18 protein-coding genes and 2 pseudogenes are annotated in these 22784 nt (G+C 45.3%); 8 read left to right on the top strand and 12 right to left on the bottom strand.

Translation table 11 applies throughout. The annotated features are described in order from the left end of the window. The 5 genes and pseudogenes from H6H02_RS28005 to H6H02_RS25150 form a co-directional block, all read right to left on the bottom strand. Positions 1–142 (bottom strand): annotated as a pseudogene (locus tag H6H02_RS28005) (IS982 family transposase); the annotation flags it as partial. Between the two features lie 155 nt (positions 143–297). Continuing rightward, entirely contained in the window at positions 298–1287 is a 990-nt protein-coding gene (locus H6H02_RS25165) for a glycosyltransferase (RefSeq protein ID WP_242040872.1), read from the bottom strand. A gap of 197 nt (positions 1288–1484) precedes the next feature. Then, positions 1485–2558: a hypothetical protein gene (locus H6H02_RS25160; protein WP_190822950.1), complete on the bottom strand. Its 1074-nt coding sequence runs from the start codon at positions 2556–2558 to the stop codon at positions 1485–1487. Positions 2559–2623: 65 nt separating this feature from the next. Then, the gene (locus H6H02_RS25155) at positions 2624–3676 is read right to left on the bottom strand and encodes a glycosyltransferase (protein ID WP_190822948.1); all 1053 of its coding nucleotides are present in this window, start codon (positions 3674–3676) and stop codon (positions 2624–2626) included. A gap of 80 nt (positions 3677–3756) precedes the next feature. Then, complete coding sequence (locus H6H02_RS25150; protein WP_190822946.1) at positions 3757–4698, bottom strand: hypothetical protein; 942 nt, start codon at positions 4696–4698, stop codon at positions 3757–3759. 86 nt (positions 4699–4784) lie between these two features. On the opposite strand from H6H02_RS25150, the gene H6H02_RS25145 reads away from it, so the two are divergent. Both H6H02_RS25145 and H6H02_RS25140 read left to right on the top strand, forming a co-directional pair. Further along, positions 4785–5789: an Npun_R2821/Npun_R2822 family protein gene (locus tag H6H02_RS25145; protein WP_190822944.1), complete on the top strand. Its 1005-nt coding sequence runs from the start codon at positions 4785–4787 to the stop codon at positions 5787–5789. A gap of 10 nt (positions 5790–5799) precedes the next feature. After that, a complete protein-coding gene (locus H6H02_RS25140; RefSeq protein ID WP_190822942.1) occupies positions 5800–6693 on the top strand; it encodes an Npun_R2821/Npun_R2822 family protein in 894 nt (297 codons plus the stop codon). 181 nt (positions 6694–6874) lie between these two features. On the opposite strand, the gene H6H02_RS25135 is transcribed toward H6H02_RS25140, so the two are convergent. The 4 genes from H6H02_RS25135 to H6H02_RS25120 form a co-directional block, all read right to left on the bottom strand. Then, on the bottom strand, positions 6875–7510 hold the full coding sequence (locus H6H02_RS25135; RefSeq protein ID WP_190822939.1) for a TenA family protein: 636 nt from the start codon (positions 7508–7510) through the stop codon (positions 6875–6877). Between the two features lie 49 nt (positions 7511–7559). Then, positions 7560–8324 (bottom strand): pentapeptide repeat-containing protein, encoded by a 765-nt coding sequence (locus tag H6H02_RS25130; RefSeq protein WP_190527256.1) that lies wholly within the window; start codon positions 8322–8324, stop codon positions 7560–7562. Between the two features lie 66 nt (positions 8325–8390). Beyond that, positions 8391–8585: a hypothetical protein gene (locus H6H02_RS25125; RefSeq protein ID WP_190822937.1), complete on the bottom strand. Its 195-nt coding sequence runs from the start codon at positions 8583–8585 to the stop codon at positions 8391–8393. A 207-nt stretch (positions 8586–8792) separates the two neighbouring features. Continuing rightward, positions 8793–9884, bottom strand: a complete 1092-nt coding sequence (locus H6H02_RS25120) for an alpha-hydroxy acid oxidase (protein WP_190822935.1) — start codon at positions 9882–9884, stop codon at positions 8793–8795. Positions 9885–9985: 101 nt separating this feature from the next. Between H6H02_RS25120 and H6H02_RS25115 the strand changes: the two genes are divergently transcribed. Beyond that, positions 9986–10411 carry a lysozyme inhibitor LprI family protein gene (locus H6H02_RS25115; protein WP_190822934.1) on the top strand — a complete coding sequence of 142 codons (426 nt, stop codon included), beginning with the start codon at positions 9986–9988 and terminating at the stop codon, positions 10409–10411. A gap of 129 nt (positions 10412–10540) precedes the next feature. Here the strand turns inward: H6H02_RS25115 and H6H02_RS25110 are convergent, their stop codons facing one another. Both H6H02_RS25110 and H6H02_RS25105 read right to left on the bottom strand, forming a co-directional pair. Next, complete coding sequence (locus H6H02_RS25110) at positions 10541–11410, bottom strand: pentapeptide repeat-containing protein (protein WP_190822932.1); 870 nt, start codon at positions 11408–11410, stop codon at positions 10541–10543. Between the two features lie 362 nt (positions 11411–11772). Then, positions 11773–12537 carry a Uma2 family endonuclease gene (locus H6H02_RS25105; protein ID WP_190822954.1) on the bottom strand — a complete coding sequence of 255 codons (765 nt, stop codon included), beginning with the start codon at positions 12535–12537 and terminating at the stop codon, positions 11773–11775. A gap of 319 nt (positions 12538–12856) precedes the next feature. Between H6H02_RS25105 and hemC the strand changes: the two genes are divergently transcribed. The 5 genes and pseudogenes from hemC (at position 12857) to H6H02_RS25080 (ending at position 20639) form a co-directional block, all read left to right on the top strand. Continuing rightward, the gene (hemC, locus tag H6H02_RS25100) at positions 12857–13828 is read left to right on the top strand and encodes a hydroxymethylbilane synthase (RefSeq protein ID WP_190822930.1); all 972 of its coding nucleotides are present in this window, start codon (positions 12857–12859) and stop codon (positions 13826–13828) included. Positions 13829–13912: 84 nt separating this feature from the next. Further along, positions 13913–15337 carry a glycogen synthase GlgA gene (glgA, locus tag H6H02_RS25095; RefSeq protein WP_190822928.1) on the top strand — a complete coding sequence of 475 codons (1425 nt, stop codon included), beginning with the start codon at positions 13913–13915 and terminating at the stop codon, positions 15335–15337. A 564-nt stretch (positions 15338–15901) separates the two neighbouring features. Beyond that, a complete protein-coding gene (locus H6H02_RS25090) occupies positions 15902–17275 on the top strand; it encodes a right-handed parallel beta-helix repeat-containing protein (RefSeq protein ID WP_190822926.1) in 1374 nt (457 codons plus the stop codon). Positions 17276–17781: 506 nt separating this feature from the next. Then, positions 17782–19158 carry a right-handed parallel beta-helix repeat-containing protein gene (locus tag H6H02_RS25085; RefSeq protein ID WP_190822924.1) on the top strand — a complete coding sequence of 459 codons (1377 nt, stop codon included), beginning with the start codon at positions 17782–17784 and terminating at the stop codon, positions 19156–19158. A gap of 206 nt (positions 19159–19364) precedes the next feature. Then, positions 19365–20639: pseudogene (locus H6H02_RS25080) on the top strand (IS701 family transposase). 521 nt (positions 20640–21160) lie between these two features. On the opposite strand, the gene pyrC reads toward H6H02_RS25080, so the two are convergent. Beyond that, the gene (pyrC, locus tag H6H02_RS25075) at positions 21161–22213 is read right to left on the bottom strand and encodes a dihydroorotase (protein ID WP_190822922.1); all 1053 of its coding nucleotides are present in this window, start codon (positions 22211–22213) and stop codon (positions 21161–21163) included. Positions 22214–22784 lie beyond the last annotated feature (571 nt).

Below are 22784 nucleotides of genomic sequence, written 5' to 3'. Positions count from 1 at the left end.
ATGATGAAAGCTTAAGCACAAGCTGCGTCGGCGATTGCAATTAGACAATCCGTTGCTAAGCAGTTGGCGATGCCAAAGAGGTTCAAACTGCTGGCAAAAATCATCGACGCACGCAGCAAAAGAGGTCTTCTAGACTAAGCATAGGACGAATATCGGTGGCTTGGAACTTCACACTTTCAGCCTATCTGCTCGTCCTTTCCTTATCCCGAACTCACGTTAATTTAGCTAACTTCACCGTTTTTCTCTTATACACCTCTTGGAAATTAGCTAAAAGTCTGAAAAATCAGCTACTTTTAATTAATTCCAATTATTATCTTTGGGGGTATAAGATACAAGGTCTCCTAGGCGACGTTTCACCCCATCCATTTTGATTACAAAGAAACGTCGTTGCAAAAATATTTGTCTGGATAAGCTTGATGCTGTGCGCCAGTGCTGATATGCTGGGGTCGCCACATTAGTTAAAAAATCACGCCATTGAGCTACCAGCTTGGCAGGTTGTGTTGTTTCAGCACGAACCCGACCATTTTCAACGATGGCATGACGCAATTCTTTATCATCTCGCAGACGCTTAAGCGCCGAAACTAAGTCAGTTAATGAATCAGCCTCTAAATAATCTAATTCATTTTGTCGTAGAAATTGATAGGCAGATTCTCGACCCAAAATAATCGGTACACCTGCGTGCCAAGCGTTCACTAATTTTGAGGCAGGTTTCCAAATGTACGACCCTTGATAGTTAAAGCTGCGTACAGCGACAACTACATCAATATCGCTATAATCATTCCAACGATCGGGAGGCACGACCTGCCAACGTAAGCCTAAAGCATTCAGTTGTTGCTCCCAAGATGGAGCTTTTAACTCAGGTGCTAAATTGTACCGGATTCCGAAATAGCCAACGTTTTCAAAGCGATCGCTTCGTGCTTGGTTGCGAGGAATTAATTCTGGCTGAGGCCAATAAGGGATGTAGTGACTACTCCACAAAGGCACAGGTTGACTGATTTTTTCATCTTCGGGATTTTGTACTAGATGAATCTGGGCGTAGGGATGATTGGGTCTATCTGCCTGAATGCAAACAAATAAGACGCTTGGGTTTGGCTTCAAATTAAAAGGCAAAAAGTCTCGATGGGCTACGACAATTCCCTCAGCCGGTATAGCATCTATCAATTCACACTCAAAACCATCAGCTTTCAGGTAAAGATACGTCTGTAATGTCCAATTGTATTTGCCACTCCGATAGGTTCCTCCTGTGTTGTTCTGCCACTGCCAATAAGAATCGACACTTTTTGGCATGACTGAGGGCCAATCACCTTTAGGAATATAAAAATAAATAGGGGGTAAGCGATCGCTCATAGCTCATCATGGTTATATATTTGTCCCGAAAGCAACAGCGGCAGACGCATTTATGATGAACATCCTGCCGCTCTGTTATCCTTCAACTTCCTGAGCCTTCTTTCAAGTCCAGCAGTCTAGACGTTCGCTTTGTTGTTTCACGATTTAGATGGGGAAGTTCTAGATTGAGACACCAGTGATTTCAAAGGACCTGTAATTTGTCCCTTTACACGGCGGATTTGGCTTCGCATACCCTGCGTTTTAATATCCAGATCGCGGCGGATCAAGAAAGTATGTCTAGCCAAATTGGATGCCCTACACCAGCGATTGTAGTCTGGAACAGCTACATCTGTTAAGAAGTTGCGCCATTGAGCCACAAGCTTTGCCGGGTGACTTTCTTGCGAACGAATTCGACCATTGCCAATCATTGCACGACGTAGTTGTGCATCATTACGCAGACGCTGGAGCGCCGCAAGTGCTTCTTGAAGGGAATTTATTTCTATATAATCCAGTTCACTTTTTCGCTCAAGGCGGAAGGCAGACTCACGCCCAAGAATTGCCGGTACGCCTGCATGCCATGCATTAATTAGTTTTGAAGCTGGTTTCCAAGAATAGTCTTTTTGACTGTTAAAGTCACGCACAGCAAGAACCGCATCAATTTCGCTGTAATCATTCCAGCGATCGCGGCTGACTATTTGCCAACGCAGCCCTAAAGCATTCAGATGTTCCTGCCATGACGAATCTAAAAGTTCAGACGCCAGTTCCCTCTCACGACCAACAAAAGCAATATTCTCAAATCGATCTCCTCGAGTATCACTGCGAGGTAGCAACCCTGGTTGGGGCCAAAACCGGATGTATTCGCTTTTCCAAAATGGCCATAAAAGCATCTCCTCGCGAGGATTTTGCACAGTATGCAGCTGTGCATAGGAGTGTCGTCCTTTATCTCCAAGAATGCAAACGAATAGCAATTTCGCTCCAGGTTGCAGATTATCTGGCAGGGAGTCTCGATGAGCAACGACAATTCCTTCGCTAGGTATCGTTCCTACAAGTTCGCATGGGAACCCATCTGCTTTCAGGTGAAGATACGTTTGCAGCGTCCAATTATAGATTCCACGACCGCCATTTATAGAACACTGCCACTGCCAGTAAGTGTTAATGCTCTCCGGTAGCTCACCAGCAGGCCAGTCATTTTGGGGAATATAAAAATAAATTTGTGGTAGCTTGTCAGTCATAAGAGTATTTAGAAAACCATCCGTGATTCAAGGAATTGGCGAAAACTGTTAATTCCAGGCAAATCCTACATGGTTTTTATTTTGTGTAAGAGGTTGCTTAGGCGAATGCGAACTCTCTTTGTTTGCGTACCTAAGTCACGGCGCATTAAAAATACTTTCCTAGTCGAATTTGAAGCCGTACACCAGCGTTCGTAAGTTGGAACTGCTATATCTGTTAAAAAGGTGCGCCACTGAGTGACGAGCCGATCGGGTTGTAGTTCCTCCGCACGCAGCTTACCATTTTCAACTATTGCACGACGCAACTCTTTGTCATCGCGAAGGCGTTTGAGTGCCAGAACCACTTCATCAATCGAAGTTGCCTCTAGATAATCGAGTTCGCTTTTGCGTTCAGTTTGGTAAGCAGACTCGCGTCCCAGAATGGCTGGTACACCAGCCATCCAAGCGTTATAGAGCTTTGAAGCCGGTTTCCAGTAGTAGTCATTTTTAGGATTCAAGCTGCGTATAGCGACAGTTGCATCAATTTCACTGTAGTCGTTCCAAAGCGCTGGATTTCTCACTACCTGAAAACGCAAACCTAAAGCATTCATCTGTTCTTGCCACGACGGCTGCCTCAGCTCAACTACCAAATTTTCTTTACGTCCCAGATAAGCAACATTCTCAAAGCGATCGCCTCGTGCGCGATCGCGAGGAATCAACCCTGGATGAGGCCAATGCGGAATAAAATATTTCTCTCCTGGAACTAAATATTTATCTCCAATGTGTACGTGTGGGTAGAGCATTTCCTGGCGATTTTGGACAACATGAAGCTGCGCGTAGGGGTGTTTCGCTTTATCTCCACAAACAATAACCAAGAGTAGTTTGGGCCCTGGTTGCAGCTCGTGCCTTACACTACTTGTCCAAGCAACAACAATACCCTCAGCAGGCATGTTTCTCGCTATTTCACAGGGGAAACCATCAGCTTTAAGGCGAAGATAGGTTTGGAAAATCCAGTTGTACGTGCCAGTAGACTTTCCGCTTTTATAAACTTCTTGGTAGGTATCAGGAGTTACCGATAAATTGATATCCGACCAGTCTGATTCGGGAAGATAAAAATAAATCGGCGGTAACTTTTCAGCCATGAGGGGTTATGGATGAGCGATAGGTTACTAGCAGAGCGCTGAGAAATCAAGCTAGAGTTAGGAACTCTTCAACCTTTCCCTTAAAGCCAATATTTCAACTGAAGGTCATAATGACCGGCTTGCTCCGGAGGATACCACCCTGTTTCCACCTTCTCGATTATTTTAGGTAAAGCTTCGATAAATTCTGAACCCCGGTCTTTTGGATGAACCGTCCAGGCTTTCGGAGAATCGAGAACCCCTCGGACATACTGCGTCGCCTCCAGTTGGTTAGATACCATCACTTCCCAAGAATCCAAAGCCCCTTTGCCAGCGATATTGTTCAATATCGTTTGTAACCTCACTGGTAGTCGATTGGCAATCTTTTGCCGATAAGGACGCCACAGCACTGGTAATGGCAGTAACTTGTCGAAGCGCTTCTTGTCAATTAAGTAAATGCGACTACTGAAAAATTTAAATGTGTAGAAGCCGTGTGGGTCTCGCTCATAGGGCATCCGTTGATACATACTACCATCCTCCGTCGGTGGCCCAGTCAGCGGTCTGATTGCCATGACTTCTGGATTTTGTTGCATCAACTTTATCCCCTCTTCCACCCAGCTATAATCAGGTTGTTGGTGGAGCAGCATATCGCTGTCATAGTGAAGCATATAATCACCTTGGGCTTCTTCAATGTGAAAAATCGTGCCCAAAATGGGATAGCCCTTATAGTTATGTGTATACCGGATGCGGCTGCCAAAATGTTTGCGATATACTCGGTCGTGATAGGCTCCGGAGTAGTCAATATCGACTACCTTGTCTACCACACCATCACGCAGCAAGCGATCGCAGCGCTCCCGCAACTCTTCTAGAGTACCGATGCCTGGACGCCCGACTTTGTCCCCCGTTAGCGGTGCCGTATCTACAGCCAACACCCGTTCGCTAAACTTTAATTTACTCATCTTCACTAGATGAGGAATGGTGTGCATCATGAACGGCAGATCAGTTCGCGCTACCAAAATCCATAGTGAACAGCTAGCAATTGACATTAATTCTGCCTTTGTGTTTTAGACATCAGGAAGCTCCTAAAAAAATTTTAAGGTATTATTCAAGTTAACCTGCTGAGGATTTTTATATGACAGACGGCATCTATACACTGGCGAATGATGTAGTCTACGATCAACTCGTTGCTCTATTAAATAGCATAGAAGCCAATGTTGGTAAAGAAATCCCAGTCTGCGTTATTGCCTATGATAATCGACTAGACCAAGTTCGTGCAGAAATTGCTAATCGTGAAAATGTAACTTTACTGGACGATGTTAACTTGTTTGCTCGTTGGGAAGATTTCTCTAAGCAGGTATGGACAGCTCATCCAACTGCTTTAAAAACCTGGCAAGAACAAGGAATTTCGGGTGTTAATCGGATAGGAATGAATCGGCGATACTGTGCATTCGATATAGATAGTCCTTTTGAAAGGTTCATCTATTTAGATGCCGATATCGTAGTCATGGATTCGTTAAAAACTATCTTTGATAAATTAGATGAAAATAATTTTGTAGTTTATGATTTTCAGTATAAATCTCCTGGTCATATTTTTAATCTCCAGTCACCGAAGTTACTAGAAGTTGTGGATAAAACTCGGCTGAGTACAGAGATATTTTGTGCTGGAATGTATGCTGGGAAACGAGGGCTATTTCCCCAGGAACAAAGAGATTGGTTGGTCTCTAAACTAGAGGAAGACGAGGCTGAAATTTTATTTATGCCCGCGCCTAACCAATCAGTTCTTAACTATATGACGATGCGAGGCGAGATTCCAGTTTATAACTTGGCGCTGCATTTACCTGACGACCAAAAGACTGGCAACGCGGTTACTTCTTCTCATTTTGAAGCTAGGAATAATATTCTATACGATCGGGGCAAACGACTGACCTATCTACACTATATTGGGCTGTCATCAAAATTGTTTCCAAGGGTTTGTGGGGGAGAAAATATTGATTTTCCCTACCGGGATATTTTCTTGCATTATCGCTATCTTCACGAACCAGAAAAGCGACCTCAGTTTACAACCAAGCCGGAACCTTACAATCAGCCACCGAGTTTAGCGAAAAGAGTTTTAAAGAAAATTGGATTCACCAGTTGAGGATATTTGAATGAGCCGTGGTATTTATATTCTTGCTAACGATCGCGTTATTGATAATGCGATCGCGCTATTGAATAGTATTCGCGTTTATGACGCTGATAGTCCGATTGTGATGATTCCCTATAACAATCAATATCAAGCGATCGCTGATATTATTACTAAGTCTTACGGGGTAAAAATCTACGAAGATTTACAGTTATTAGAAAATATAGATAGTTTAGTTAAGCAGACGTGTGGTGACAACCTTTTAGATAGACCCAATCTACTTCGCAAGTTAGCCTGTTGGTTTGGTCCTTTCGATGAATTTCTATATATTGATACTGATATCGTTGTATTTGAAAAAATTATAGAAAATCTTAACTATCTTGCAAAGAATGATTTTATCTGCTGTGATTATCAATACACAGGGGGAATTAAACAAGTTTTTACACCCAAAATCACAGAAATTTTCACTGAAGATGAATTAAAAGACGTTTTTAATAGTGGTTTTTGGGGTTCAAAGAAAAATCTACTTACTCAACAAGATTTGCAAGATACTTTTGAATTCTGTGCATCTCATCCTGAATATTTTTATGTCTTGAACTCCGACCAAACGATTCTTAATTATCTCGTATTAAAGCGAATGTCTCGACGATTTAATATTGTTCGAGAGAACGGGAAGGGGCCTGGGAATTGGGCAGGAAGCCCGCATTTTAAGCAGGAAGGCAACAAATTAGTCGATCCTAAAGTGAATCAGCCCCTGAAGTTTGTACACTGGGCGGGTGTCCGTCTAGAGCCAGGTGGTTCGTATTGGGATATTTGGGAACACTATCGTTATCTGAATGAACCTAAACCAGCTCAAGTGGCATCCACTCATAAGCCAAAAAGCTTGTGGCAGCAAATCAAAGATAAAATCAAGGGATAAAAATAGACTTATTGCAATAATATTGGGAACTATCTCCTTAACCCGCACTGCTTTTTAACTCGGAACCTCACCCCCAACCCCTCTCCGTTTACGGAGAGGGGAGAGAATATTAAACCCTTCTCTGTGAAGAGGTGGGATTAAACCGTACTCCATCCAATAGAGAATTGCTATAAATTGAAATCTAAATTTTTAAATCAATAGCCTCCCAGGCAGCTTGAAAGAAGTCTCGTTCGCACAACATCGCATAGCGGTAAGCTGATTTCAAAGCTGCTGTGGTAGAGGCATAACGGTCAGCCAAATTTTCTAACTTCTGAGCCAGTTGTTCAAATTCCTTACTGCTATAAGTGCGAATCCAGTTAGCGTATTGATGGTCTTTTATCCCACCCTGAGCCATCTGCTGACCTAAGAAAGCATACAGACGCATACAGGGTGCCATCGCCACAGCAATGAGACCAACCTCCGAACTCCAAGCTGTTGCTAATAGAAAGTCCGTGTAGCGGCGTGTAGCGGCTCCCGGTTCTACTGGTTGCAGGTTTACTCCCCACTCATCTGCATAGCCTTGATGAAGGGAAAGTTCATCTAAAACGCCCCCAGCTAGGGCATAAAACGTATTAAATCCCGCTACGTCGGGAGCTTTAGCAGCGGCAATACTGTATGCACGGGCAAAGGCCTCTAAGAAAAAGGCGTCTTGTCCCACGTAATAAGCAAATTGCTGCTGGTGTAGCGTACCGTTGGCAATGCCTTGGACAAAGGGATGTTTGAGGCAGGCTTGCGCTAAGTCTTGATTTTCCTGCCACAAATCACTGGATATCGTCATAAACTGACTCGTAAATACTGGGCAGGTATTTTAACTCACGTTAGCAGACTTAAAAAAGCAATCGGAGTAGTAAGCTCCCAATTCCTCCTAGGAAATTTGCCAAATTTCCGCCGCTGCTACCCGCTTCCTGCAAAGGTGTTGTCAGCTCTTTAATGAAAACTTGGCTAGTCTGATAGCCTTGAATATTTCCCTGGATGGTAAAGAGTTCGGAAGCTTTCTGAGAATCCAGAACGGCTCCGGAGCGATCGCCCATTTGATAACGCGCCACTCCTCTGGCTAGATATGCGGGGGCAAAGTTGGGCTTAAGAGCCAGTGATTGGTTGAAATGATCGATTGCGCCTTGTTGGTCTCCTTTTTGACCCTCTGCTACACCCCATGCGTAGAAATCTTCAGGCGTGGCTGCGTAGCTAGGGATGCCAATAGCCGCCTGTAAATTAGCACCGTTGATGTTAGCACCCGCCAAATTTGCATTAACGAGAAAAGTTTCTCTCAGGTCAGCACCTGCCAGGTTCGCACCTGTCAAGTTCGCACCGCTCAGATTGACGCCAAATAGGGAAGTCCCGCTCAGGTTAGCACCCCTGAGGTCGGCTCCACTCAAATTGGCACGACTAAGATTAGCACGGCTCAAATCAGCGCCGGTTAGATTAGCTCCTGATAAGTCAGCTAAAGCTAGACCCGCACCACTGAGGTCGCACTGCGAACATTGTTTAGTCGCTAATAACTGTCTAGTATGTTCGACGTTTTCAGCTTTTGCAGGAGCAGCGAGGGAAAGTGTCGTCAGCAGTGCTGCTGTTGCGGCGATTTGGGGTTTCATATCGAGTGGTGCAGCGGTAGCTCTCTATTTTCCCCAGCATAAACCATTCAGGAAAACATCAATACTTTATCGTACAAAATTAGAACCACTGCCATTCTCTGGAGTCTGAGTATTCGAGCGAGGTAAGAGGCTGATAATTTGCGATGCGGTTTCTTGCAAATTGAGTTCTGAAGTCATCTGGGGGGCGCTTGACCAGCTGTTTCCCAAAAACACATTGAGGGAGAAGGTCAGAGTGGCGGCTACCATTAATTTTTCCAGCATCTCAAACTCCCCCCGCAGCAGATAAATTACCGCATAAAATTTTGATACTACTAATATGGATAGTTTTTATCTAACATTAGGTGATTGACATACTGGAAAAAATGTGATCCTGTTTCTTGGGCGGGGTGATCCTAGTCACATACAGCGAATTTGCAGTCTAAAGACGCGATCGCATCTTCTCTTCGGCAAGCGCAACACCAAGCATTCCTACAACCGCAGCACCAAACTGGAGTCAATATCTTGTAACTTGGCGCAGCCACTCAAAGCGATCGCTAAATCAAGTTCATCCCGCAATAGTTCCAGTACGTGACGGACACCTGCCTCTCCCCCTACCGCTAATCCCCACAACACTGGGCGTCCCAACAATACGGCTTTTGCCCCTAATGCCAGGGCTTTGAGAACATCAGTGCCACGACGGATACCGCCATCAACCAGAACTTCGGCTGTGTCTCCCACAGATGCAACCACCTCACTCAGGGCATCAATGGTAGCGATCGCTCCATCCAATTGTCTGCCCCCATGATTAGAAACAATCACCCCTTTGGCTCCATGTTCCACCGCCCGAAGCGCATCGTCTCCTCGCAGAATCCCTTTCACTACTAAGGGCAGAGGCGACAGGGATTGCAACCACTCCAAATCTTTCCACGTCAGTGCTGGGTTCAGTTGCTCTAAAAAATAGGCAAATAAACCCGATTCGCCAGGTTTATAGGAAATTTCCAAATCTGTCAACGTGGCTAAATTAGCCAGTTCCATTCCCAACGGCAAAACAAACTGATTGCGCGTATCTCGCTCTCGCTTACCCAGCAGAGGCGCGTCAACAGTCAGACACAGCGCCTGAAAACCGGCAGCATAGGCGCGTTCCACCAAGCTACGAGTGAGGGCGCGATCGCGATGCACATACAACTGAAACCACTGCGGTGTTTGATTTCCGGTGCTGGCAACTTCTTCTATACTTTTGGTTGCTAAGGTACTCAATACCATCGCAGTTCCCATTTTTGCCGCAGCTGTAGCAGTAGCAATTTCACCTTCTGGATGCGCCAAACACTGAAACGCCATTGGTGCGATGAGAATGGGCAGTTGTAGAGATTGACCGAGGATCGTGGTACTTAAATCCCGCTGACTGACATCTACCAGCATCCGAGGACGGAGTTTATAGCGCTCAAAAGCTACTCGATTATCCCGCAGCGTGATTTCGTCCCAAGCACCGCTAGCGTAGTAGTCCAGCGCCATTTGAGATAGATGCTGGGTGGCTAGCCTTTCGTACTCAAATAGATTGATAGGTCTAAAAGGAATCGTCATTTGCCAATGCTAGCCGATGCTCATCAAGAGCGATCGCATTACACTTTGTTGCTATGACCTTTTTGCTATGTTATTGGCTGCACGCAATTCAAGATTTAACGATGAACAAATTATTACCCGCAATTGTAGGTGTAGCAGCTTTGCTCGGTTTAGGAACTACAGCAGTGACAAATGCAAATGCAACACCCGATGTATCAGGAATCCGCGTAGCTCAACGACCTAACTGCAATAATCCTCAGACTCAAGGAGAAATGAACGCTTGTGCTGGAATAGATTACCAAAATGCAGATAAAAAGTTGAACCAGGTATACAAACAACTCCTACCAAGATTGCAAAGTTCGCGGCGACAGAAATTAATTTCAGCACAGCAAGCTTGGATAAAGTTTAGAGATGCTAGTTGTACTTATGAAAGAACTGAATTTGCAGGCGGAACAATGGAACCGATGATTTACAGTAGTTGCCTTGCAGAAGTAACAAAACAGCGGACAGCGCAATTAGAGCAATATCTAAGCAACGCCGATAGGTAAAGCGAGAATGCGATCGCACTACTGAAATGAAATCGGTGAGGAATGCGATCGCTACTTTTCTGATATTAATCAGTAACCAACAGCAATAAGTAAACGTGTAGTAATCGTTTCTTTCGCAGACCAGCCCACTTATTTGTGGACTGTGCCATCAGGCATTATTGTTTCTGTAAGGTTGATATTTGGCAAATCTTTTAACCGGCTCAAATTAGAACTTTTCAGATTTGCCTTCTGAAAAGTTGCTTCATCAAACTTCGAGTCTTGATCTCTAACAAGTTCTAGGCTGGCATTGTTTAAATTAGTTTTCTTAAAATTGGTAATTTGTAGTAAGGCATTATTTAGGTTAGAACCGCTTAAATCAGCTTCAGAGAAATTAGAATTAAAAGTTCCAGCCTCACTCAAATTTGCATTTCTTAAATCAGCATGACTCAGATTAACAGAGCTTAGCTGAGCTTTAGTTAAGTTAGCACCACTTAAGTTAGCACCACTCAAGTCAGTGTCCTGTACACGAGCATTATTCAAGCTTGCTCCGCTGAGAATTGCTCCACTTAATTTTGCGTTGTTTATTCTGGCACTATTCAAATTAGCACCCTGAAGATTAGCACCTTGAAGATCAGCACCTTGAAGATCAGCACCTTGAAGGTTAGCACCTTGAAGATTGCACGCTGGACATACTTTCGTCTGTAGTAAATGCTCAACCGTTTTGGATACAGACAAAGATACTGTATCTTCTGTAGAGGTAACTAGGGCAGGTGATGAATTCTGAGGTGCATCTGTAGAAGGTTTTTGTGATGGTGCTGCTTTAACCTCTGAAATTTGCGGCTGAACCGATGGCGAAGTTTTCACTTCTAATATTGGCTGTTGAATAGCAATATTGGATGCAGTCTGTGATTCAGGCTTCAACGCCAATACTAAAGACCCCACAGCAGTGAGAATAGCTGCTACCCCACCCAATAAAGCTGTAGTTCCTTGAAAGCGATGACTCTTATTATTCTCAGTCATTCAAAACCTCTGTGTGAGTTTATCCGAGTTTGATGGAAATTACGACTAGGTTTTTGATGTAAGGAAGGATTTACTACGTGAATACTTCCAGGTCAAGAAATACACTAATGTTTACGCTTATAGTAAAAATTAACATTGTCATTTCTTGTAGCATAGGGAAATATTACTGAGAATGTGGCATGATTCCTACTCAAGTAATCAGTGGATATACGGTTTTGATTCAAGCGGACGTGCAGTAATCCAGTAGTACTAACGCTGCTAAATAAATAACTTTTAGGAATAATGAAGATGTGTAAATTAGGTATTTTAAAGTCCTTCTATGCGATCACTTAAATTAAAGTGTCTCTAGTGGCTAGATTCCACTACGGTTGAATTCCAAACTCTCGAAGCCGTTGAGCTAAATATTCAGCCCGTTGTTCGGCTTGTTGCGCTTGTTGCAGCCCTCCTTCAGCCTCCGTAGGAATTAAGTTTCCTTGAGCATCCGACCAACGCAACCAGAGGCGATCGATCCCTCGATACATTCCTTGCCAAAGCCCCAAACCTAATTCCAGCAATGGTATCCAAATTCTGGCTTCGGTCAATTCTATTTCTTGGTAACGACCAGAAATAAGAGTAAAGCCTTGGAATCGATCGATAGAGCGATCAAAAACTACATAGTAAGGCACCCGCAAAACCTGTTCGTAAACTTCCCACTTAGTGGGTGGTTGGATTGGAGGTTGGTTAGCTTCCCTTGTTCCCAAATCTTCTTTTTCTGTGCTGGGAGACAGTAATTCCACCACTACAAACGGACTAACCCCTTCTTGCCAAATTACATAGCTCAGGCGTAAGTCTTTCTTGTCATAAAGCCTCGACACCCCTACGACTCCAAACCAATCAGGTCGTTTGTACCAATTTTGGTGATGGACATCATAGTAAAGATTTAAGTTACTGGCACTAAATATCTGTTCTGGTGGATAGTTGGGGGGGCAAAAGCAAAAGCTTAGCAGTTGGGATTGCAAATCGTGAAATTCGTCAGGCAAACCGGGTTCCTCTGGATTTTCACTGGGTAAATCGTACATCGTGGGCAGAGTTTCCCTCGCAGAAAGAGGCGGATTGCTTTGCTCAACGGGGTACTTCAGCCGAAACATCGGGAGCATTACTAACAATCGTTCAGGAGAGTCTAATCTTTCTACTGTATCGGCTCAGCTGACAAGCCTATAAAAATCACGCTTGCAGTAGTCTAGAACAGGCGACTTGATTTGCTGTATTCAGTCGCTCGCTCTATACCATGATGCTGTCCCTGCCAAACATCCATCAACGATGACTGGCTCGCTTCCAGCATCCGGGAGAATTCATATTACTTAACTTATCTTGAGAGTGTTGGCATCAAACTCCAGACCTATTACAGCCACGGCTGCGGTAGTCTAGAACAGGTGACTTTATTTGCTGTGTTCAGGCGATCGCTTTATGTCTCCTACAGTTTCTAGTCCGGCTCGTACTATCCGCATCGGTTCTCGCAAAAGCCAACTCGCACTCGTCCAGACTTACTGGGTGCAAGAACAACTCCAGAAACACTTTCCCGAATGTACCTTTGAAGTCCACACGATGGCGACTCAAGGGGACAAAATTCTAGATGTTGCCTTAGCCAAGATTGGCGATAAGGGACTCTTTACGAAAGAACTCGAACTGGGAATGCTCAACCAAGAGACAGACTTTGCCGTGCATTCCCTGAAGGATTTGCCCACCAACTTGCCAGAGGGATTGGTTTTAGGATGCGTTAGCGAACGGGAAAATCCGGCAGACGCGCTTGTCGTGCATGAAAAGCACAAAGATAAGCAACTGGAAACCCTGCCAGAAGGGGCTGTAATTGGAACCTCTTCCCTGCGGCGACTGGCACAGCTGCGCCACCACTATCCGCACCTATCGTTTAAGGATATTCGGGGTAACCTAAACACCCGACTGGCAAAACTAGATACAGGCGAATACGACGGAATTATTTTGGCAGTAGCAGGATTGCACCGCCTGGGAATGAGCGATCGCGTTCATCAAGTTATTGCCCCTGAAGTGTCCCTTCATGCCGTCGGGCAAGGTGCTTTAGGCATCGAATGCCGTGCTGGTGACACCGAAATTCTAGAGTTACTTAAGGTACTAGAGCATCAACCCACGGCTCAACGCTGCTACGCCGAAAGAGCCTTTTTACGGAAGCTAGAAGGTGGCTGCCAGGTGCCAATCGGGGTAAATACTCAGATTGACGGCGATACACTCACCTTAACCGGGATGGTTGCCAGTTTAGACGGCAAGCGGATGATTAAAGATACCGTTAGCGGTGCTGCCAGCGATGCTGAACAAATCGGAATTCAGCTTGCCCATCGGTTACGGGAACAGGGAGCTTCAGCAATTTTAGAAGAGATTTTTACCGAAGTCGGACGCGGTCATTAATCCAAGATCCAAATCCAAAATCGGGTAGGCGATCCCCTGACTCGGTATGATGTAACCAAAATATTTCAGGAAACGCGAGCAATAATGCGAATTCTGTTTGTTGCAGCTGAAGCAGCGCCCATCGCCAAAGTAGGTGGTATGGGTGATGTAGTTGGTGCCTTACCCAAAGTTCTGCGAAAAATGGGGCATGATGTGCGAATCTTCATGCCTTACTACGGTATGCTGCCCGACAAAATGGAGATTCCCAAAGACCCTGTTTGGTCGGGTTCTGCCATGTTCCAGTCGTTCGCAGTTTATGAAACCGTTCTGCCTGGAACCGATGTGCCATTGTACCTATTTGGTCATCCCGCTTTCATGCCACGTCGCATCTACTCTGGGGACGATGAAGAATGGCGGTTCACCCTGTTTGCCAACGGTGCAGCAGAGTTTTGCTGGAATTACTGGAAGCCGCAAGTTATCCACTGCCACGACTGGCACACTGGAATGATTCCAGTGTGGATGAACCAAGATCCCGATATTACCACCGTCTTTACGATTCATAATCTGGCTTATCAAGGGCCTTGGCGTTGGTATTTAGACAAAATTACTTGGTGTCCTTGGTATATGCAAGGGCATAACACAATGGCAGCAGCGGTGCAATTTGCAAACAAGGTGAACACCGTTTCCCCTACCTACGCCCAACAAATTCAAACCCCCGCCTATGGCGAAACCTTGGAAGGCTTGCTGTCTTTCATTAGCGGAAAGTTATCCGGTATTGTCAACGGCATCGATACTGAGGTTTACGATCCCGCCACTGACAAATACATTCCTCAGACTTTCACAATTGATACTCTTGAGAAACGCCAAGCCAACAAAATTGCACTGCAAGAAGAAGTCGGCTTAGAAGTTAACAAAAATGCCTTTGTGATTGGCATGGTAACGCGACTGGTGGAGCAGAAGGGCATCGATCTTGTGATTCAAATGCTCGATCGCTTCATGGCGTATACCGATGCTCAGTTTGTCCTGCTGGGTACAGGCGATCGCTATTACGAAACCCAGATGTGGCAAATGGCTTCCCGCTACCCTGGGCGCATGGCAAACTACTTACTCTATAACGATGCTCTCTCCAGACGCATCTATGCCGGTAGCGATGCTTTCCTCATGCCTAGCCGCTTTGAACCTTGCGGCATTAGCCAAATGCTGGCGATGCGTTACGGCTGCGTGCCGATTGTCCGTCGCACGGGTGGCTTAGTAGATACTGTCTCTTTCCACGATCCAGTGAACCACGCTGGTACGGGGTACTCCTTCGACCGCTATGAACCCCTAGACCTTTACACCTGTATGGTTCGGGCATGGGAAGCTTTCCGCTTCAAACCGCAATGGCAGGAGTTGCAGAAGCGGGGGATGGAGATGGACTTCAGTTGGGATACATCCGCCAAGGAGTATGTCAAACTGTACAATTCCATTTACGGGATCGCTGAGGAAGAACCAGCCCAGTCTGAGATGCAGTCAGAATTAGTCAGTACTTAGTTATAAAACGAACTTCGGTTAAAAGCCCCCTGCTTGCAGGGGGCTTTTTGTTGGCTAGGGTGAGTTAGCGATCCCCAACCTTGGCGAAGTAGGTGAAAAAGGATTCAAAACCTTGTGAGTACATAGGATGCGCTCTTTGCCAGCGTAACGTATTCGTCCTCAAATCCGGGCATAAGTTAAAGTTATTCGCAATAATTGGGGATTTACGGTCAAGAAAAAGCGCTACAAGCACCATAATTCTTTGGGTTACACCTTATTCCGGCTGGCTTGCGATCGCTTATATATATTCTTTATATGAAGTCCAGTTTCAGTATCCTTGTTAGATTGTATGTAACTTTTTTGCAAACGCAAGCGGAGACTACAGAAAGAGCCTACAAATAGAGCCAGTTTTTTACTGCATTTCAGCGTTTTCCCCAAAAAATCGCAGTAGGATTACGGATCTCAATCGGTATTAACGACGGCTACGATTTAGCAGACCGATTTTATGAAGTTTTGATGAAGCTTCCTAAAAAGGCACAGCAGAGCCATGTCTAGCTTTCTTGTTCTTTTCCGAAGAGGAAAAAAATGTCTAAAATACAGTCTTCTGGATCGCGACTGCTGTTGATTCTTTCTGCTCCCATTCTTAGCCTCGGGCTTGCAAAGCCAGGACTAGCTATAACCACCTACTACGTTGCAACCAATGGTAGTGATAGTAATTCTGGAAGTCAGAACAGCCCATTTGCCACCATCACCTACGCAGCTACCAAGGCAGACCCAGGCGATACGGTATATGTCCGGGGAGGTACCTACCGCTTTACTAAAGAACAATACATCGGCAGCATCGGCACCTCCAGCAATCCGATTAGCTACCAATCCTATCCAGGCGAGAAAGTAATCCTAGATGGCTCTCAAACGCCAAGCAATACCAACATAGTGAACGTAGCTGGCGCACATAACATCTTCAAGGGCTTTGAACTAGACAACGCTAAATTTGTAGGAATTGTCTCTTGGGGCGGTAAGAATATCAAAATCCTCAACAACGTCATTCAGGACTCTTACCGAAACGCTATCTTCGTCGGTTACGACAAAAATATGACCACCGCCTCAAACATCCAGATCAAAAATAATACCGTTTACTCAAATTGTCTGGTAAATAAGAGCCGTAACACAGATGGTGGATGGCCGCAAGCGATCGGCAGCAGTATGGCGAGTAACATAACCATCAGCAATAACCATGTGTATGAGAACTATGGTGAGGGAATCGGCTTTGTTCTCACCGACGGCGGTGTCGCCTCTGGTAATAAGGTGCGTGACAACTACAGCGTAAATCTTTACCTAGATAACGCCACGGACATCACAGTAGAGCGAAACCACATTTACACCACTAACAACAAGGAATTTTACCGTTACGGTAAACCAGCTAGCGGGATTCAGGCAGCTAATGAACCCTATGGATCTTCCAATCCAGTTAAAGACATCACAATCCGCAACAATATTGTCATCGGGGGCATTACAGGCTTCGCCTACTATTCAAGCTATGGCAACGGCGGGGGCATGAAAAACTTTGTAATTGCTAACAACACCTTTTACAAAGCGGCACGAGCCATGCTTCTCATCGAAGATGATAAAGGGCATAAGAGTAATCTAATTGCCAACAACATTTTCCACCAAACTGGCGACGGCGAGATGACGGAAATGTCAGACAAAACTAAATCGACATTTCGGAATAACGCTTGGTTCGGTGGCAGTGCAGGTGTTGCTGCGGGTAGCGGTGATATCACTGCCAACCCGCTGCTGGTAAATTTGGGAACCACAGTAGCAAGTGACTACAAGCTTCAGGCTGGTTCACCAGCGATTGAGGCGGGTACTACGCTCAGTGAAGTCACGAATGATTATGCGGGATCGAGCCGACCTCTAGGGCTAAAGTATGACATTGGGGCTTACGAGTATTTCCAGTAGACAAGAGTGCGAGTGCTTTTCTAAGGCATAGGACGCAGTAGATGAAGCATTCGTGATGAGAAATATTTCTCACACTTGACAGCACGAAGAATGTGCTAACTCATCGTTACGAAGATAGCTCATACACGCAAAGGTAAGCAGAGAAACTACAACTCTTTGCATACCGTTGGCTTCTCCTTGTTAGGAAAGACGTGGTCATAAAAGCACCCCGGATAATTGACCCCTACTCCTACAAGTAGGGAGTATTTTGTTGGTTGTGCTGTAGCGATCGCTTGTTTATTTTTACCAGCAAATCAAGGCTGAAGAAAGAATGTGGAAGTAAAAGCGAATTTTTACTTAATTCCACGATTTCTTTAAACAATTTCTCCGCCAAATCACTGATTTGAGTAAATATCCATGACGGTTAGGATTTAGCAGACCAGTTTTATGAAGTTTTGATGAAGCTTCCTAAAACTGCACAGCAGCCTTATGTCTAGCTTCCTTGTTGTTTACCAACGAAGTAAAAAATGTCTAAAGTACACTCTTCTGGATTGAGCCTGCTGTTGATTTTTGGTGCCCCGATAATTAGCCTCGGACTGGGAGCAAAACCAGGACTTGCGATTACCACCTACTACGTTGCGACGAATGGCAGCGATAGCAATTCTGGAACCCAGAGCAGTCCATTTGCCACCATCACCTACGCAGCTTATAAGGCAAAGCCTGGCGACACAGTATACGTTCGAGGAGGTACCTACAGCTTTACCAAAGAACAATACATCGGCAGCATCGGCACCTCCAGTAATCCGATTCGCTATCAATCCTATCCAGGCGAGAAAGCAATTTTAGATGGAAGTAAAACGCCAAGCAACACCAACATCGTGAATCTAGCTGGCGCATACAACATCTTCAAGGGGTTTGAAGTAAAAAACTCCAAATTTACAGGCATTGTGTCCTGGGGTGGCAACAACCTCCAGATCCTCAACAACACCATTTACAACTCCTACAGAAACGGTATCTTTGTCGGTTACGACAAAGATATGACCACAGCATCAAACATCCGAATCGACGGCAATACCGTTTACTTGAATTGCCTTGCGAACAAAAGCCGTACTCTTAGCGGGGGTTGGGATCAAGGGATCGCCAGTGGCAGAGCCAGCAATATTACCATCAGCAACAACCACGTATATCAGAACTACGGCGAGGGGATCGACTTTATTCTGACTAAGGGCGGTGTAGCTTCTAAGAATAAGGTGCATGACAACTACAGCGTGAATCTGTACCTAGACAACGCCACTGACATTACGGTAGAACGAAACCACATTTACACGACCAATAACACAAACTTCTACCGAGATGGTAAACCAGCTAGTGGAATTCAGGCAGCCAATGAATACTACGATTTTTCCAACCCAGTGAATAATATTAAAATCCGCAACAACATTGTCACTGGAGGAAATACAGGTTTTGCCTATTTTTCAACTTACGGCAGAGGCGGAGGCTTGAAGAACTTTGTTATCGCCAACAATACCTTTTACAAAGCGACGCGAGCCATCCTCCTGATCCATAGCGATCCAGGACATACAAACAATCTGATTGCCAACAACATTTTCTACCAAACTGGCAGTGTCGCAATGACGGAAATTCCAGCCAAAACTGGATTGGCATTTCGGAATAACGGTTGGTATGGTGGCAGTGCGGGTATTGCTGTGGGTACCGGCGATATCACTTCCAACCCGTTGCTGGTAAATCCGGGAACTACGGTAGCAACTGACTACAAGCTGAAGCTTGGTTCACTAGCAATTGAAACGGGTACTACGCTTACTCAAGTCACAAATGATTATGCAGGATCGAGCCGACCCCTAGGGCTAAAGCATGACATTGGGGCTTACGAATTTTTCAAATAGAGTAGTGATTTTTTAGCGCAAAGGGCACCAGAGGAAAGGGCAGAGTTACGCAGAGGAACTACAAGTTTTTCTGATTAACAAGTCTTTTCCCTAGCCTTCTCTGCATAAAAAAATCATACTAACGAGTTAACGGGACTTAAACGAAGAAAAAGCCCCATAAAGCTATAATTCAAATAGGGAAAGCATTTTACGTTAAGGCTTGAGTCATGAAAGAGACAACTCCCGCTGCAATGCCTCCTTGCTTCGAGAGATGGTGTAAACGCTTTGATGATATCTGGACACATCAAGCGCAAAAACGGGAGTTTAGGAATTATGTCGGAGGTTTATTAGGGGAAAGTGACCGAAAAAAACCTATCTCAAATGGCGGATAACGCCGTGGGAGTAACATACCACTGATTACACCATTTTTTAACAGAAGCGCTTTGGGATGCTCAACAGGTAAATGAGCGCCGTTTACACGTGATGAATCAGTGTAGCCTTTCCTCGGACAAGTAGAAGATTCATATTAATCGTTGACGATTCAGGGCATCGAAAAAGTGGGAATTTTACGGTGGGGATAGGACGGTAGTACATTGGAGAAATCGGGAAAACCGAGAACGGAATTGTGGTGGTAACAACACATCTTTATGACGGAAAAAAAGCCTACCGTTGGATATAGAGTTATATCAACACGCCAGTTCTTTAGCTCTGGGAAAAAAGACCTTGAGTTCCAGAAAAAACCGGAGCTAGCTTTAATGCTAATAGACCGCAGCCTTACGAGAGGATATTAACCGGGTATTGTGCTAATTGATGCGGGCTATGGAAATAACACAACATTTCTGCTGGAACTAGAAAAAACCAGACTAAAGTATCTAGGGGGATTAGCCAAAAACCGCAAGGTGATAACTCAAATACAGTCCGATAAACAAGAAGAGATTCGGTTAGAAAAGTTAGCTGCATCATTGCCTGTTGAAGCTTTTGCCCCTGTTCAACTCAATCAACTCAATAAGGATAAACCGAAAATCGTTTGGGTAGCCACTGTTGAAGTTAAACTCTCACAGCTTGAAGGAACCAGAACAATTGCTATCGTCATGAATGCCTGCTCCTTCAACCAAGCCAGTGATGTTGACTATTTTATTACCAATGTTGGCTCTGGCATTGCCATAGCTGAGTGGATACTAACCACCTATACTCCAAGGAATTGGGTGGAGGTTTTTTATCGTGAAGCTCTCATGATGGCTGGGGCTTAAGGAATATCAAGTCAGAGATTCTAGAAGCGAACTTTGGCATTTCATTCTTGTATTTTGTGCTTATACGTTTATTTTGTAGCGCACCTTAACCGGAGGACTAAGACGAAGGTGGGCGAATAAACCTTTAAACACCTTTGTTGAGGCATTAGAAGCGTTTCGCACAGCGATGTCTTTCCGCTTTGTGGAGTGGTTGAATCATAATCGTGACTATTTGTCGCTTACAAGGCTTCTTTAGGCTTTATTTGGGCTTAATATCTGTTTAATTCCCGCTATGCAGGACTAGCGTTTTATTAATTGCTCTGGCTTATACTTGTGCTACTTTTTTGGGCAGAACTCTCAAAAATGCTGGTGTGCAACACTACATTGCTCGTTTAACTGAATTGGCACGCACACAGCAACGACACAGTTGTTTTTGGGTCGGTTTGTATGGCACTTTTTGGGTCGCTGGGCTAGAGTTTTTTTCCAATTTGGCTGAGTGCTTTCGACCAGTTTCACCTCATAAGCTCTCCTATTTCCAGAGAGGTTTGCGGGTTATGGCTCTGTTCCATTCTTCTGTCTAGTCTGCTTGTCACCCCATCAACCGCCAGCTAACACTACGCTAAACCGGAACGGAGCATAAGCTATTCGGTTAAGTTGGAGAGATTGTTTCTGTCCGGCTAGCTTTGCCGTTAGCCCTCTCCAAAACAGATCTTTTTTGCGTCGTAAAGAGTCCTTGCCGATTCTTCGACCATCAATCACTAAGGAATAGCGTGTCTATTACACGATCATCCAAATCAATTAGCTTCAGCCATGCTAGCGTCAAGCATTTGCCACGTCATCTCCTGACCTGCCCGTAAGGGCACAAGTCCGAATTCAGTAAATGGCACTTCATCGGGAACGCGCCAGGTCGTTCTGCCCAAAGTAATCTGTTCAGTATTGCGCGGGAGTTGATAAAAATCTGGCCCATAGAAGCTGGCGAAAGCTTCAAGTTTATCGAGTGCATCAACGCTCTCAAAAGCTTCTGTGTATAACTCCATCGCATGCAGAGCCGAGTAGCAACCCGCACAGCCACAGGAACTTTCTTTGCCATTGCGGGGATGGGGGGCGCTATCGGTGCCAAGAAAAAACTTAGGATTGCCAGAGGTTGCCGCTTGCAGAAGGGCCAGGCGATGCTCCTCACGTTTCAAAATTGGCAGGCAATAAAAATGGGGGCGAATGCCACCTTGAAATAGGATATTGCGGTTAAATAACAAATGTTGTGGGGTGATCGTTGCAGCGATGTTGTTTGCAGACAGGACATACTGCACAGCATCTGAGGTGGTAACGTGTTCAAGCACCACGCGCAGGTTAGGAAATCGCTGCTTGAGGGGGATCAACTGTCGCTCGATAAATACCTTCTCACGATCAAACATATCGACACTTTGATCGGTCACTTCCCCGTGCAGTAGTAAAGGCATGTCTACCTGCTGCATCGCTTCAAAGACGCGATCGCACTGACGAATGTCCGTCACACCAAAGTCTGAATTGGTCGTTGCACCGGCTGGGTAGTACTTGACCGCTTTGACAAACTGGGATTCTTTAGCCCGGATAATTTCTTCGGGGCTGGTGTTGTCGGTGAGGTAGAGCGTCATCAGTGGCTCAAACTGTTTGCCAGCCGGAATTGCTGCAAGGATGCGATCGCGATAAGCCGCCGCATCAGCTACCGAGCGGACTGGGGGCTTCAAGTTCGGCATGATGATAGCGCGGGCAAACTGACGAACCGTGTGGGGCAGAACCGCTTTCAGAGCCGCACCGTCGCGTAGATGTAGATGCCAGTCGTCGGGTCGGGTGATCGTAAGCTTTTGCATCTTTTCATCATAAAACACATAGAACTAATGAACTTCATGGGCAGGGCGTGGTGATCGAGCAGGAGCCGATGCGCTAGAGCGTGCGGTCGCCGGAGGGCTTCTGCGATCGCTCTATAAAGGGCGGGCGCGATGGCCCCAAGGGTCTGCCTTTGACCATCGCACCCGTCATCCCCCTGATACTGAAACTCCCTCTGTGCAAAGATTCCAGAAACTAGACTGTGCGATTCACAAGAAAAACCGAGCGTCAACCTGCGGAATGTTGGCTACCATAGAGCAGGCTCACGATCAGGTGTTCAACACCATCAAGAGCGACTAAAAGCTACAGGTAGCCACTCTGGTTTGTTGGCACGTTCAAATATCATCAATGAAAGGTAAGTCAATGTGTAACACTTGTCGATAAAGAAACAGCAGCGCACTTAACGCTAGGGTCTGCGTTGAAGGCGCTATGTTGCGTTGGGTAGTCCTAAAGATGTAAGGATAGGAGAGATACTGTTCCATCAGAAGCTCTATGTCTGATTCCCAACCAACTTGCCCCGTTTGTCAGTCAACTCATGTCGTCAAAACCGGTAAA

Source organism: Coleofasciculus sp. FACHB-1120 (genome assembly GCF_014698845.1).
In the GTDB taxonomy this organism is placed as follows: Bacteria; Cyanobacteriota; Cyanobacteriia; order Cyanobacteriales; family FACHB-T130; genus FACHB-T130.
Note: the sequence above shows the minus strand (reverse complement) of the source record. Positions and strands in the feature narration are given on the sequence as shown.